This window comes from Rhizobium sp. No.120 (assembly GCF_054558365.1).
Genome location: NZ_BAAJNQ010000021.1, coordinates 43688 through 56979 on the forward strand (window position 1 = coordinate 43688; position 13292 = coordinate 56979).

16 protein-coding genes and 1 pseudogene are annotated in these 13292 nt (G+C 59.2%); 10 read left to right on the forward strand and 7 right to left on the reverse strand.

What is annotated here, in order from left to right; genetic code table 11:
• Positions 1 to 22 precede the first annotated feature (22 nt).
• From ACYJRZ_RS29915 to ACYJRZ_RS29925, 3 genes are all read left to right on the forward strand, one after another.
• On the forward strand, positions 23 to 337 hold the full coding sequence (locus ACYJRZ_RS29915; protein WP_459464895.1) for a hypothetical protein: 315 nt from the start codon (positions 23 to 25) through the stop codon (positions 335 to 337).
• Between the two features lie 65 nt (positions 338 to 402).
• Positions 403 to 1293 carry a LysR family transcriptional regulator gene (locus tag ACYJRZ_RS29920; RefSeq protein WP_459464897.1) on the forward strand — a complete coding sequence of 297 codons (891 nt, stop codon included), beginning with the start codon at positions 403 to 405 and terminating at the stop codon, positions 1291 to 1293.
• A gap of 335 nt (positions 1294 to 1628) precedes the next feature.
• The gene (locus ACYJRZ_RS29925; protein WP_459464899.1) at positions 1629 to 2600 is read left to right on the forward strand and encodes an alpha/beta fold hydrolase; all 972 of its coding nucleotides are present in this window, start codon (positions 1629 to 1631) and stop codon (positions 2598 to 2600) included.
• A 210-nt stretch (positions 2601 to 2810) separates the two neighbouring features.
• On the opposite strand, the gene ACYJRZ_RS29930 is transcribed toward ACYJRZ_RS29925, so the two are convergent.
• Entirely contained in the window at positions 2811 to 3746 is a 936-nt protein-coding gene (locus ACYJRZ_RS29930) for a LysR family transcriptional regulator (RefSeq protein WP_459464901.1), read from the reverse strand.
• A gap of 62 nt (positions 3747 to 3808) precedes the next feature.
• Here ACYJRZ_RS29930 and ACYJRZ_RS29935 point away from each other — a divergent pair, with 62 nt between their 5' ends.
• Complete coding sequence (locus tag ACYJRZ_RS29935) at positions 3809 to 4732, forward strand: SDR family NAD(P)-dependent oxidoreductase (RefSeq protein WP_182830236.1); 924 nt, start codon at positions 3809 to 3811, stop codon at positions 4730 to 4732.
• A 65-nt stretch (positions 4733 to 4797) separates the two neighbouring features.
• On the opposite strand, the gene ACYJRZ_RS29940 is transcribed toward ACYJRZ_RS29935, so the two are convergent.
• From ACYJRZ_RS29940 to ACYJRZ_RS29955, 4 genes are all read right to left on the reverse strand, one after another.
• Positions 4798 to 5244 carry a carboxymuconolactone decarboxylase family protein gene (locus ACYJRZ_RS29940; RefSeq protein ID WP_182830235.1) on the reverse strand — a complete coding sequence of 149 codons (447 nt, stop codon included), beginning with the start codon at positions 5242 to 5244 and terminating at the stop codon, positions 4798 to 4800.
• Between the two features lie 94 nt (positions 5245 to 5338).
• On the reverse strand, positions 5339 to 5776 hold the full coding sequence (locus tag ACYJRZ_RS29945; protein WP_165225513.1) for a cupin domain-containing protein: 438 nt from the start codon (positions 5774 to 5776) through the stop codon (positions 5339 to 5341).
• A 15-nt stretch (positions 5777 to 5791) separates the two neighbouring features.
• Positions 5792 to 6544, reverse strand: coding sequence for an SDR family oxidoreductase (locus ACYJRZ_RS29950; protein WP_459464904.1), 753 nt, complete (start codon positions 6542 to 6544; stop codon positions 5792 to 5794).
• Between the two features lie 11 nt (positions 6545 to 6555).
• Positions 6556 to 7068 (reverse strand): RrF2 family transcriptional regulator, encoded by a 513-nt coding sequence (locus ACYJRZ_RS29955; protein ID WP_459464906.1) that lies wholly within the window; start codon positions 7066 to 7068, stop codon positions 6556 to 6558.
• A 176-nt stretch (positions 7069 to 7244) separates the two neighbouring features.
• On the opposite strand from ACYJRZ_RS29955, the gene ACYJRZ_RS29960 reads away from it, so the two are divergent.
• Both ACYJRZ_RS29960 and ada read left to right on the forward strand, forming a co-directional pair.
• Positions 7245 to 7649: a YybH family protein gene (locus ACYJRZ_RS29960; protein ID WP_459464908.1), complete on the forward strand. Its 405-nt coding sequence runs from the start codon at positions 7245 to 7247 to the stop codon at positions 7647 to 7649.
• The gene (gene ada, locus ACYJRZ_RS29965; RefSeq protein ID WP_459464910.1) at positions 7649 to 8731 is read left to right on the forward strand and encodes a bifunctional DNA-binding transcriptional regulator/O6-methylguanine-DNA methyltransferase Ada; all 1083 of its coding nucleotides are present in this window, start codon (positions 7649 to 7651) and stop codon (positions 8729 to 8731) included. The genes ACYJRZ_RS29960 and ada overlap by 1 nt, the downstream gene beginning before the upstream one ends.
• On the opposite strand, the gene ACYJRZ_RS29970 is transcribed toward ada, so the two are convergent.
• A complete protein-coding gene (locus ACYJRZ_RS29970) occupies positions 8688 to 9146 on the reverse strand; it encodes an Rrf2 family transcriptional regulator (RefSeq protein ID WP_459464912.1) in 459 nt (152 codons plus the stop codon). The genes ada and ACYJRZ_RS29970 overlap by 44 nt on opposite strands.
• Positions 9147 to 9284: 138 nt before the next feature.
• On the opposite strand from ACYJRZ_RS29970, the gene ACYJRZ_RS29975 reads away from it, so the two are divergent.
• Genes ACYJRZ_RS29975 through ACYJRZ_RS29990 form a run of 4 tightly spaced genes read left to right on the forward strand, consistent with a single transcriptional unit; the run spans position 9285 to position 12629 of the window.
• A complete protein-coding gene (locus ACYJRZ_RS29975; protein WP_459464914.1) occupies positions 9285 to 9974 on the forward strand; it encodes a DUF1971 domain-containing protein in 690 nt (229 codons plus the stop codon).
• Entirely contained in the window at positions 9955 to 11169 is a 1215-nt protein-coding gene (gene hmpA / locus ACYJRZ_RS29980; RefSeq protein ID WP_459464916.1) for an NO-inducible flavohemoprotein, read from the forward strand. The genes ACYJRZ_RS29975 and hmpA overlap by 20 nt, the downstream gene beginning before the upstream one ends.
• A gap of 57 nt (positions 11170 to 11226) precedes the next feature.
• A complete protein-coding gene (locus tag ACYJRZ_RS29985; protein ID WP_459464918.1) occupies positions 11227 to 12360 on the forward strand; it encodes a hypothetical protein in 1134 nt (377 codons plus the stop codon).
• Between the two features lie 20 nt (positions 12361 to 12380).
• Positions 12381 to 12629, forward strand: a complete 249-nt coding sequence (locus ACYJRZ_RS29990) for a hypothetical protein (protein WP_459464920.1) — start codon at positions 12381 to 12383, stop codon at positions 12627 to 12629.
• Positions 12630 to 12829: 200 nt separating this feature from the next.
• Here ACYJRZ_RS29990 and ACYJRZ_RS29995 read toward each other — a convergent pair.
• A pseudogene (locus tag ACYJRZ_RS29995) lies at positions 12830 to 13292 on the reverse strand (hypothetical protein); the annotation flags it as partial.

Sequence of the window (13292 nt, forward strand, 5' to 3'; positions counted from 1 at the left end):
GGGTGAGCCAGGAGATTGAAAAATGGCCGGCTCGTCAATCGATGCTCGCATAAGGCTTTCAGTAGAACTGGCTCTCACCGGAACCAATGCGAGCAAGCCACTGTTTGCGAAACAAGAAGAAGCCGGTCGTGCACTTGGTATGACCGGCGCCGAAATGGACATGGCGCGTCGGGGCTCAAGTTTCGACTTCGAGACGTCGATCGCAATATCCCTTGCATTGAATGCTTGTCAGGAAACGCACCAGTGCGCACTGCGCGCCGGTCTTTCCGAGGAAGCCTGTGCGGAGATAGAACGCATCTCGCAGGGTTGCCGTTCGCCAATCATGATCCTCTGTTAGAGGCTCTTGAGGCTTTGGTTCCAAGCCCTTAGGTTCCTGGAAACGCAAGTACTTTGGGGGAATAGATGGATCGCTGGCAGGCAATGAGGATCTTTGTGAAGGTCGCCGAAACTGAAAGTTTTGCGGATACTGCACGCCAGATGTTCATGAGCGCACCGGCTGTCACGCGTGCGGTTTCGTCACTCGAAGACCTGATTGGAGCGCGCCTCCTGGTGCGGACCACCCGCTCGGTTAAGATGACCGAAGCGGGTGTTCGCTATTTTGAAGATTGTCGCCGGATCCTTGCCGATATTGCTGAAGCAGAGGCGGCTGCCGGCGGTTCCTACGCGACGCCGACGGGGACTCTCTCGATAACCGCGTCCGCGCTGTTCGGGCAGATGTATGTTCTCCCGGTCGTGACGGATTACCTCGATACGTATCCGACGATGAAGGCAAAGACACTTTTCGTCGACCGACCGGTCAACATTGTCGAGGAAGGCATCGACGTCGCTGTGCGCATCGGCCATCTCCCCGACTCTAATCTTTCTGCCGTGAAAGTTGGTACGGTCCGTCGCGTCATGTGCGGTTCTCCGAAGTATTTTGAGCGCTTTGGTGTTCCCAAATCGCCAGCGGACCTCAAAGACCACCGTATCGCGGCGTCCACGGCGGCCTGGGCTTCACCAGAGTGGAAGTTTGGCGACGATCTGCGAGTATCCGTGGATGCGGCTTTACAATGCAACACCAACGAAGCGGCGATCCAGTCGGCACGCGAGGGGTGGGGCCTGACAAGGGTGCTCAATTACCAGATCGGCCCAGCTCTCGTTGCTGGAGAGCTCCAGATCATCCTCAGTGAATTCGAAGAACCGCCTTTACCCATCCATATCCTTCATCCGGAGGGTCGGCACGCTCCAGCAAAGGTGCGAGCGTTCGTCGATATGGCTGCAGCGAGGCTGCGCGAGAACCGCCTTCTCAATTAACCCCTCGATATCACCGAGCTAGGCTTAGGCTCTTGGAGCGAACTGCGTTCGCTCCCGATCTCGTTGCGCGGGACCGCCGCTCGGGTAGACAATCATCCCTGTTTCTGAACGCGATGGTCACACCGCAAGTCGATCCCCTGAGCTTTGATCTGCCGGAGGGCGTTAACCGCGCCGACGCCACCGTAGCGGTCCATCCAATGGTCGCCTGTTTACCGCATTCACATCACCAGACGCAATAATCCCTTGCTGAATACGAACATTCTCCTTGCAGGCTGAAAGAGCGATGTTGGCTGCAGGCAACAAGCCGCCCACCACCGTTCCTCAGGAGAACCACAATGTCTCGTACTCTTGCCGCCCTGCTTTTCGCATCCGCCAGCATCTTTATGACCGCGCCCGCAAACGTAGTCTTCGCCGAAACGCCGGCGATCGCCCAGCAGGCATCTGCGACGATTCACTATCGCTCCGCGAAAATAGACGGTGTCAACGTCTTCTATCGCGAAGCCGGACCGGCCGACGGCCCGGTCGTCGTCCTGCTTCACGGTTTCCCCACATCGTCGCACATGTTCCGCAACCTGATCCCGCTGCTCGCTGACCGTTACCGCGTCATCGCCCCTGACTATCCGGGCTTCGGTCAGAGCGATGCGCCCGATCACACCAAGTTCGAGTATTCCTTCGGCCACTATGCCGATATCGTCGACACGCTGCTGACCAAGCTCAGCGCTACCAAATATTCGGTGTATCTCATGGATTATGGCGCACCCGTTGGCTACCGGCTAGCGCTCAAGCACCCGGATCGCGTCACCGGAATGATCGTTCAGAACGGCAATGCCTATAACGAAGGCATCCGGGATTTCTGGAACCCGATCCGCGCCTACTGGAAGTCGGGGGCGAAGAAGGATCGGGAAGCGCTCTCTGTGCTCGTCGCGCCGGAGACGACCAAGTTTCAATATACCGATGGCGTCGAGGACCTGACGCGGATCAGCCCCGACAACTGGGTCCACGACCAGGCGCTGCTCGACCGGCCAGGCAATAAGGATATCCAGCTCGACCTGTTCTACGATTACCGCACCAACCTGCCGCTCTATCCGCAGTTCCAGGCATTCTTCCGCGACCGTAAGCCGCCGACGCTGATCGTCTGGGGCAAGAACGACAAGATCTTCCCGGAGGAGGGCGCGCATCCCTATCTTCGCGATCTTCCCGATGCAGAGTTCCATCTCCTTGATACAGGCCACTTTGCGCTTGAAGACAAGCTGGACGAGATGGCTCCGCTGATCAGGAGTTTCCTCGATCGCAAGATTGCAAAATGAAAGCGGAGTGAGGCTCCCGCATCGGCTGAAAACGATTTACGAAGCCTCCTCCACAAGCCTCTCTTCATGGGGCAGCCATTTGCTCTGATCGCCTGCCGCATCTCGCCTCCCGCGGCAGGCACTTTTAGATGGAAATGTTGGTCATCATTATCGTCGGCTCTCGTTTGGCAATCGCAGGTACAGGTCGTCGGTTCAAAACCCATCAAGAGCTTAGATCGATCGATTGGCCTTCAGAGAGTCCAGAAAGGCCCGCATTCCCGCTCCAATATGGCGGTGTTTCGGGTAGTACAGGCACAGGCCAGGATAGGGCGGGGTCCATTCGGCAAGCACCTGCCGGAGTCTTCCGTCCGCGAGTGCGTCAGCCGCCATCCACCGCGTCACATAGGCAAGCCCGCAACCGTCCAAAGCCGCCGCTAGGAGAAGTCGGGACTGGTCGACGACGAGGTTGCCTGTCGTTGCTACTACGACCTCCTCGCCGCGACGCTGAAACTCCCAACGATAGATCAACCCGCCTGCCATCCGGAGCTGGATGCACTGGTGAAGCGAGAGATCCGAGGGGCTTGCGAGGGGAGGCGCATTATCGAGATAGATGGGCGACGCCACGATGATGTGCTGCTGATCCGGACCGATCGGGATCGCAACCATCTCTCCGGGAACCAGTTCGGCAGCCCGGACGCCACAGTCGAAACCTCCTTCGGCGATGTCGACCAGTTTTCCCTCGGACTGGATCTCAAACCGCATCGCGGGCTGCAGCTTCATGAAGCGGGTCAGCAGCGGCATCAGCACTTGCTCGGCGGCATTTGTGTCGCAGTTGATCCGCACGAGCTCGGAGGGAGTAGCGGCCTGTTCGTGCAGTTCCTCGACCGCCAATCCGATTTCGCTGAGCGCCGGCATGAGCCGCTCCGCAAGTCTCCGCCCAGGCTCTGTCAGCGAGACGTTCCTCGTCGAACGGTGGAAGAGCTTCACTTTGAGACGTCTCTCCAGTCCAGCGACCGCGTGGCTCAGAGCCGACGGCGTCTGGCCGAGTGTTCGTGATGCAGCGCGAAACCCTCCGTGCTCCGCGACGGCGAGGAAGGCTGCTAGCTCGCCGGGTGGGAGCGTGCTGACTGTTCGAATTATCTCATCATTGCGGGTAACGGTGATCATCTAGTTCACGAATGCCACGTGCTTATCTTTTGGGCAAGCCGAATGTCTGAAGGAGAATGACCATGACATCACCCATCCCGTTTGGGTTCTCGTCGACCGCCGCCGATGTATTGGAGGGTATCGACCTTGCCGGCCGGAATGTCATTGTGACCGGTGGCGCCGCAGGCATCGGGTTGGAGACGAGCCGCGCTCTCGCCGCAACAGGCGCGGCTGTGACGATTGCGGCCCGCCGATCGGATGAAGCCGAAAGGGCTGTTGCGGAGCTGAAGCGCGCAATGCCTAAATCCCGCCTTCGCGTTCGTCGCCTCGACCTCGCCGACCTGACGTCCGTGAAGGAATTCGCAGAGAGCTGGAACGAGCCTCTGCACGTCCTCGTCAACAACGCGGGTGTCATGGCCATTCCGGAATTGCAGCGGAATGCGCAAGGACGGGAGATGCAGTTCGCCACGAACTACCTGGGGCATTTCGCGCTCGCACTCGGCCTGCGTCCGCATCTGGCCAAGGCAAATGGTGCCCGTGTCGTTTCGGTCGCCTCGACCGGCAACCTCTTTGCGCCGGTATTCTGGGATGATCCGGACTTCCGCTTCATTCCGTACGATCCGCTGCTTGCCTATGGGCAGTCAAAGACAGCCTGCATCCTGATGTCCGTCGGAATCACCAAGAACTGGGCCAGCGACGGCATCACGTCCAATGCGCTCAATCCCGGAGCAATTGCAACGGGTCTTCAGAAACACACCGGCGGTCTCCGAACGCCTGAGCATCTGCGCAAGACGATAGAGCAGGGGGCCGCCACGTCGGTGCTACTGGCGGGTTCGCCTCTGGTGGAAGGCATTTCCGGAAGATATTTCGACGACTGTCAGGAAGCCCCAGTCGTCGACGAGCGCGGACCTGGGCCGTTCAAGGGGGTAGCAAGATACGCGGTCGATCCCGAAAACGCGTTCCGTCTTTGGGAGATGGCGACGAGAATGGTATTGTCACCGCTGTAGTTGGAGCAACCTGCCGGACCGCGAACGGACCGGCAGGTCGGCTCTTTCGGAGCGTTGCGACGCGATCAGGCCTTTGCCGCCACCGGAAGACGGAACGGCGCACCAAGTCGGTTGAAGGCGTTCATCGCGGCGATCGTGATCGTCAGATCGACGAGGTCCTTGGGTTCGAAAGCGGCCGCGGCAGCGGCATAAGCTTCGTCCGACGCGTGAGTCTGGCTGACATTCGTCACCTCCTCAGCCCAGGCGAGAGCGGCGCGCTCCTGATCATTGAACAGATGAGGCACCTCGTCCCACACCGGCACCAGTGCGATCTTGTCGACGGAAATCGTCTTGCGCAGATCACGGCTATGCATGTCGATGCAGTGGGCGCAGCCGTTGATCTGCGACACGCGCAGAAAGACGAGGTGGATCAGCTCGGCCGGCAGGTTCGTCTTAGCTGTGACGTAGTGGTGGACACCAAACAGCGCCTTTGCGCCGTCGGGGGCGACTTCGGACCAGTTCATGCGGGACATATTGTTTTCCTTTCTTGTGGACGCGGTTCTCCGTTCGCCGGTGAAACCGTCGTTGCTTGTGCGGTAGGTGAGGGGGTGGATCTGGTAGGTAGCGCTATGGCTTGCGCGGCGTCGTCAAGACGGTGTCGTCGGTATCGACGACGAAGACGGCGAGCAGCTTCGCCGGCTCACTCCTGCTGGCATTGGCGCTGACGTCATGGCGGTCGCCTGGCAGCTCGGTGAAGTTCTGACCGGCGGTAAAGGTCTTCGTCTCGCCGCCGTTGACGGCACTCTGGATCGCTCCCTCGAGAACCGTGGCGTAGATGAGTGCGGACTTCGCATGTGTGTGAGCGGAGCTGTACCCGCCCGGCCCGTATTCGACGAGCACGCCCTTGACGCTCTTGCCAGGGACGTCGGGCAGGGGGTGCTCGTAGACGAGCGTCACCTTGGCGTCCTTCGTATCGTAGGCTAGTCCTGGCTTAGCGACATCGTGAGCGGACGCGGTGGCAAGGGTGGCCGCGAGTGCCGCAGCCGCATATGCAATTGTCTTCATGATCGTGCGCTCCTTCTATGCCTTAAGCCATTCGGCGACCGTGACGCGGCCTTTGATGAAGTCTCCGCCGGGAACAAGAGAGCCTGCGAGAACGGACGCGCCAAAGTAGTCGACGGAGGCGTCGGCGTGCACCGGTCGGGCGTCGCCCTTCGCATCGAGATACGTCCGGATGAAGGATTCGAACGATGACCGCTCCGGTCCCGCAAGATCCACCGTCCCGTTCCTCGGTTCGCCGAGCGCGGCTTCGACGAGAGCGGCGGCGACGTCGTCGGCTGCGATCGGCTGGAAGTCAATGTCAGGCACTTTCACCACTCCGTTGGCCGAGTACGCGCCGGCCAGAGTCTCGAGGAACTCGTGGAACTGCGTTGCACGGACGATGGTGTAGGCCTGGCCCGACGATGCCACCGCCTCTTCCTGCGCCAGCTTTCCCGCCATATAGGGATTGGCCGCGAGCTGGTCGGCGTTGACGATCGACAAAACAACGTGATGACGCACGCCCGCGGCCTTTTCCGCGCTGGTTAGGTTGCGGCTCGACGTGCCGAAGAAGTCGACGAGCGCCTGTCTGTCGAACGACATCATGTTCGACACGTCGATGATGGCGTCCGCTCCGGCGAGAGCGTCCTTAAGTCCTTCTCCCGTATAGGCGTTGATGCCGTTACGCGAGCTTGCGGCGACGGCCTCGTGGCCGGCGTCCTGCAACAGTTTCACTGCCTTCGAGCCGATCAGTCCCGTACCGCCGATGACGACGACCTTCTTTAACTTGGTCATGGTGCTTTCTCCTATGACGAGGCGCGATTGCCCGTCTTGCGTTCATGGAGTTCAAGGAAGGCGCATCCGCGGGCGGCGATACCGCCGTCGTCGTCTGCACCGAGGTCCGCCAGAAGGTCCGCAACGGATACCTTGGCGAGTTCTGCGCGATAGGCCTTTTCGGCCTTCAGCATCGCAGCATTGATCTGGCAGGGCTTGGTGAAGTAGCGCTGCGGCAGCGGGTTCGGTCCCCGTTGGCGGATCTCGGCGCACCGGAAAGCGGACGCCGGCCCTTCGACCGCGAGGACGATGTCGAGGAGGCTTATGTCCTTTGGCGCTTTCGCCAGCCGATAACCACCCTTCGGCCCGGGCGTCGTCGCGGCGATTCCGGCGCCGGACAGCGCCTGGAGGTGCTTCAACAGATAGCTCGTTGACACGCCGTGGAGTTCGGCCAGGGCCGCCGCTGACAGGACGCCGTCTTCCGACAGCCCCGCCAGGAATGCCGTGCAGTGGATGGCCTGTTCGACGCCTTCGCTCAGTTTCATGTTGCATCTCCTAATCGTGGATATAAAATGTCTATGATTTAAATCGGTGTCAATGCCCGATCACGGTGACTGCTCAAAATTGCGAATATGAGATCAGAAAACGGAGTTTCGACGGTCGGACGTCTCGCCATAGTCGAAATGCTCGCAGGAGCGGAAACAACATTGAAGGACATCGAATGACCACCAAGCTCGCACTCTCCTCGACACCGGAAGGCATCGTCCCGGCGCTTCTCGCGCATCTGAACTCGCTCGATGTCGAGACCATGCTCGGCTTCTACGAGCCGGAGGGATTGATCGTCGATGCGGCGGGCGTCGCTCACGTGGGCAAAGACGCAATCGGCAAGGAGCTTGCCAAGTACTTCAGCCTCGGCCTTCAGATGTCGATCACCCAGCGTCACCTGTTCGTGGCTGGCGACGTGGCGTCCCTCGTCCTCGACTGGTCGTATATCGGCACGGCGAAGGATGGAACCGAGGTCAACATGGTCGCCACCGCGACCGACATCGCGCGCAGGGGGCCGGACGGTCTGTGGCGCTACCTGATCGACAACCCGTTCGGCTCGATGCAGAGGAGCGCCGGCTGATGACGGATGCCGCGGAAGTTTTGAACGAAGCGACAACGCTCGCAATCCGCGGCGTCCTCACAACCGGCATCTACTGCAGGGCGACATGCATCTCCCGTCCGCCCCGCCCGGAGAACATGCGCTGGTTCGGGTGCGTCTCCGACGCCCAAAGAGCAGGCTTTCGCCCGTGCCTGCGATGCCGTCCCGACGACGAGAAATTCGCAAGGAGGAATGCCGATCTCGTGGCTGAGGCGTGCAGGCTGATCGATGCCGTCGACAGCTCGCCGACTGTGGCGGCTCTCGCACATGCGCTCGGCGTCAGCGAAGGGCACTTCCACCGGACGTTCCGCGCGCAAACAGGAGTGACTCCGCGAGCATACATTCAGGAGAAGCGGGCAGCCCTCCTACGAGAAGGACTACGGCCGGGAAAGTCGGTGACGTCGACATTTTACGACGCCGGCTACGGCTCGAGCAGCCGGTTCTACGCGGTCTCGAACAAAGCGCTCGGGATGGCGCCTGCAGACTACCGCGCTGGCGGACGCGCGGAAACTATCCGCTTCGCCCTCGGTCTGGCGTCTCTTGGCTCGATCCTTGTCGCGTCGAGCAAAAAGGGCGTCGTCGCGATCCTGATAGGGGATGATCCGGGTAAGCTCCTCAGAGATCTTCAGGATCGCTTCCCGAGCGCCAATCTCGTCGGCGGCGACCAGGACTACGAACATGTCGTCGCCTGCGTCGTCGGAATGGTAGAAGCTCCCGGCCTGGGTTTGGACCTTCCTCTCGACGTACGGGGAACCGCGTTTCAAAGGCGGGTATGGACCGCCCTGCGGGAAGTTCCGCCGGGCCAGACGGTGAGCTACGAGGAGCTTGCTCGCAGGATCGGGAGCAGGAAAGGAGGGAAAGCGGTCGCCAGCGCCTGCGCGAGTAATCCACTGGCCGTCGCTATTCCCTGCCATCGCGTAACAAAGAGCGACGGCTCCGCCTTCCGCTACACCTGGGGCATCGATCGCAAATGCGAGCTTCTGAGAAGGGAGGCAAGCTTTGCCTCGGACCGCTGCCCTGCTAATGAATGTCTGGGCGAGAGACAGCTGGGTCCGCATCTGTGATGATCGACAGTAGCGCGGCAAGATCGGATTTCCTGCGAGCCACGTCGGCTAAGGTGTAGCGGTCGAATACGGCGACAAACGCGGCTGTCGCTTCCCGGAGAACAACGGGAAGACCGCATGCTGGGGCGATGATGCATCCATCGCAGACGAAGAGGTCGGTAAGCTTTTCCGTGTGGCGGAGGATCGATCCGAGGTTGATCTGATCGGCCGGCCTCGCAAGCCGGATGCCACCATTACGACCACGCATCGCTTCGATGAACCCGGCGCCGGCAAGATCCTGAACGACCTTCATCAGGTGGTTCTGGGAAATATCATAGATGGTGGCCACCTGACGGATGGATGTCAGGGCATCGTCCTTCGCTGCCAAGTGGATCATCACCCGCATCGCGTAGTCACTGTAGGTCGAGAGTTTCATCAGCATCCCTGCGACAAAATGGCAGCCGTACAAAATATGCATTTACATAGCATGTTTTTTGGAAACATGAATAGATGCATCTTGTTTGCATCATTTAGGTGAGCCATGGTTACCCAGACAATTCAGCAGGAAGACATCATGCCGGTGCTGTCGAGATTCTATGCGCTGGTCAGGCGCGATCCCGATCTCGGCCCCGTCTTCAATTCCGTCGTCGAGGACTGGACGGAACACCTGCAGCGGCTCGAGGACTTCTGGTCATCATTGATGCTCACCAGCGGGCGCTACAAGGGAAATCCCGTTGCGATGCACGTCATCCATGCGCACCGGATCCAACCCCAAATGTTTTCCCGATGGCTTCAGCTATGGCAGGAAACCACCAACGATATGGTACCGCCCGACGTTGCGCGGGAAATGCAGACGAAAGCCACTCGAATAGCGGATCGACTGCATAGGGCGATGTATGGCTCAGAGGCCGTTATCGGCGCCCGCTGGCCGTCGGATGCAGCGGTTACAGAGCCATATCGCAGAACAAAGATCTTCGACCAGGTGACCGTGCCGCCGGCTTTGCTGAGCCAGCACCAGACAAAGGACGGCGCATGGGCGGTTGTGAGGATCATGGACGGGCAGGTCGTCCTTCACTTCGAAGGGGCGGCCATCCAACCCATTGTCCTCGACCCGCAAAACCCTGGTTTCATCGAACCGCGTCAGCCTCACCATCTCGAGCTGCAAGGCCCCGTACGGTTTCAGCTCGAGTTCTTTGACCGCGATCCCCGACCAAACCTCAGCGTAAACCAGCAAGGAGGCTCCCATGCCTACGCCCCTAAGTGAGAACACGATCCTGATCGTAAAGGAAAGCGCGCCTGCACTCGCCGTCCACGGAACTGCTATCACCACGGCGATGTATGCTCGGCTTTTCCAGGACGCGCATATCAAAGAGCTGTTCAACCACTCAAACCAGGGGGAGGGAGGATCGCAGGTTCACGCACTGGCGGCGGCGATCATTGCCTATGCCCAGAACATTGATAATCTCGCCCCGGTCGTTCCGGTGGTCGAGCGTATCGCTCACAAGCACATCGGCTACCACATCCTCCCGGAGCACTACCCTTACGTCGCCACCGCGCTCCTGGCCGCGATCAAAGACGTGCTGGGCGACGCCGCCACGCCAGAGCTGATCGAGGCTTGGGGTGAGGCGTATTGGTTCCTCGCCAATCTCCTTATGGAGCGCGAAGCTGATATCCGCGAAAGTCTGGAAGCACAGGTCGGCGGGTGGAACGGCTGGCGACCCTTCGTGATCGCTGAGAAGCGCGAGGAAAGCAGCGTCATCACGACGTTTATACTGAAGCCTGCCGATGGCGGGAGCATCGTCAGGCACAAGCCGGGCCAGTATCTGACCATCCGTCTATTTCTTCCGGATGGTTCTCAGATAAAACGGAACTACTCGATCTCGTGCTCGCCGAACGACGACTACTATCGCATCTCTGTCAAACGGGAAGCCGAAGGTGCGGGCGGATCGCGGTTCCTGCACGATACCGCGCGGGTCGGAGACACGATCGAGGCGACGCCGCCGGCTGGAGATTTCTTCCTGCCAGAAGAGCCCGTCCGGCCGGTGATTCTGCTCTCCGCTGGTGTCGGTCTCACCCCAATGGTCAGCATGGTGGAAACGATCGGCGCGCATTATCCTGACGTGCATGCCCATTACGTTCATGCTGCATTGAACAGTTCGACCCATGCCATGGATCGCCACGTCAGGTCGATCGCCAGAGACCACGGACGCATTTCGGTCGCAACGTTCTATAGTGAACCTGCTCCGAGCGATATGGTCGGTTTTACGCACGACCATGACGGCTTTATTCACGTGGACTGGCTCAAGCACAATACGCCGTTTACGACGGGAGATTTCTACCTCTGCGGCCCGAAGCCGTTTCTGAAGTCGCTTGTGACTGGCCTCTGGAACGCGGGTGTTGAAGCCGATCGCATTCACTTTGAATTCTTCGGACCAGCCGACGACTTACTGGCAGCCTGATCTTCGAAAGTGGGGGAAGCTTTAGCCCGCCCCACACGCTCCACGAAAGAAACCGCCATGTTGGATAATCTCAAACGCGCAGCACCTCTTATTATCGCTCTCCTGCTTCTCCCGGCCAGTGCATCCGCGCACGTCAAATGGTTCGCGCCCTATATTGTCGGAGCGCCTCCAGAGCCGATCGGGAAAACGCTTGCTGACACATGGTTCTGGGTTGGCATCGGATTGGTGTTGTTGTTCTTCTTGTTGACCCGCCTTGTTGAGCTGAGCAAATGGGGTGGCGCAACGATCGCGGCCTTGAACAAGGCAACGAACCCCATATGGCTGCGGCAGGACGATTACATCCGATGCATCATCGCCGCGTTTTTCGTCGCTATATTCTCTGTCGGCAACGTCTACCTGACGCCTGATTTGAAGACGCCGCACGAATGGGTATCCTGGCTGCAACTCGTCATCGCGTGCTGCATCTTCTGGCGCGCGACGATGCCGCTTGCAGGCGTTGGAATCATAGCTCTATGGGTGCTCGCCCTACGCGACTATGAACTGTTTCATCTTTTCGACTATCTTGCCCTCGGCCTGGGCGTTGCCGCGTATCTCATCCTCGAACCCCAGAAGAACGAAGCCCTCAGGGAACGCCGCTTTGAAGCCCTGCGATGGGGGCTTGCCGTTGCGCTGATGTGGTCAAGCCTCGAGAAATTCGCCTTTCCAAGCTGGTTCTATCCGCTGGTCGTAGAAAAACCGTTCCTGACATTTGGTATGCCACGCGACGTCTTCATCCCTATGGCTGGGGTCACCGAGTTCACCCTGGGATTCGGGCTCCTCTGGACGCCTCTGATCCGACGCCTCTCAGCGATAGCCCTCCTCGTGATCTTCACGGCCGCCGTGTGGCCCTTCGGGCGAATAGATCTGATAGGCCATGGCCTCATCATGGCGATCCTCATTGCGGTGGCTGCCGAACAGCGTTCAGGCCTTGATCTATTCACAGGGCTGAAGCGCAAGTTGATCAACGTGCCCGTCGGATTGTCAGGCGCTCTGATTGTCTTTTGCACTGCCTACTGGGGACTGCATGTGGCATTCTTCGGCATTAACGGAATTGACCCGAACGAGTTTCAGACGAAGACGACCCACTCCTACAGCAGCGAACATCCACACGGTCCGGGGGGACCGTCGGACACGCAAACGCATGGATACTGACGACAGAAGAGAACTGGATTATGCAGCTTCACCCGCTATGTGAAACGTCGATTGAACTGCTCGGTTCGATCGATGTTGTCGCCCGCAACGGACGTCTCTTGCAGGTGAGAGAGTTCCAATACCGATTGAGACAGCAAACCAAACAAGGCGAGCGCTGGTTTCCCGGCGCTCGGTTTTGGAAGACGAGCGAGGGTGAGAAGCTGAAGGTGGTGGATCTGACGATGTTTGAGGTCATTGCAACTGGCGAGATTTTGTTCTCATTGGGCTAGGGTGCAATGTTTCGCTCAAAGTGATAGCCGACTGGTAATAAATCTGAACAACGTTTTGCCACGAAGCAGAAACTCCGCCTAAGCAATGAGAGGTCTGCGGTTCGTGTACCTTCAAGAGCGTTGGATTTGACGCAAAGTGCCATCAGCTGGATGAGATGTTCATGCGATGCCATCTGTCACCGCATGAACGAGGTGCGCGATCAGCGCATGGATTTGAACGCGGCGCGCAGCTCTTCGGCGAAAATCTGGGGCTGCTCCCACGCTGCGAAGTGACCGCCTTTCGCCGCCTGGCTGTAATAGACCAGAGAAGGGTAGGCCTGTCTGCTCCAGCTTTCAGGTGCTTTGTAGATTTCCTTCGGAAAGGCCGTGATGGCGACCGGGACCTTGATGTCCTTTGTCTTCTGCGTCTCCGAGCTGAAATTGTTGTTGTTGTTTTCCCAGTAGAAACGCGACGAGGACGCACCAACATTGGTCAGCCAGTAGAGCGTAATGTCGTTGAGCATGTCGTCTCGGGAGAGGACCCGCTCAGGGACACCGTCGCTATCGCTCCATTGCGCAAACTTCTCGTAGATCCAGGCCGCGAGACCGGACGGGGAGTCGGCCAGCGATGTTGATTGCCACTGAGAACTGACCCGGCGTGGCCTGATATTTCCATTGAGAATT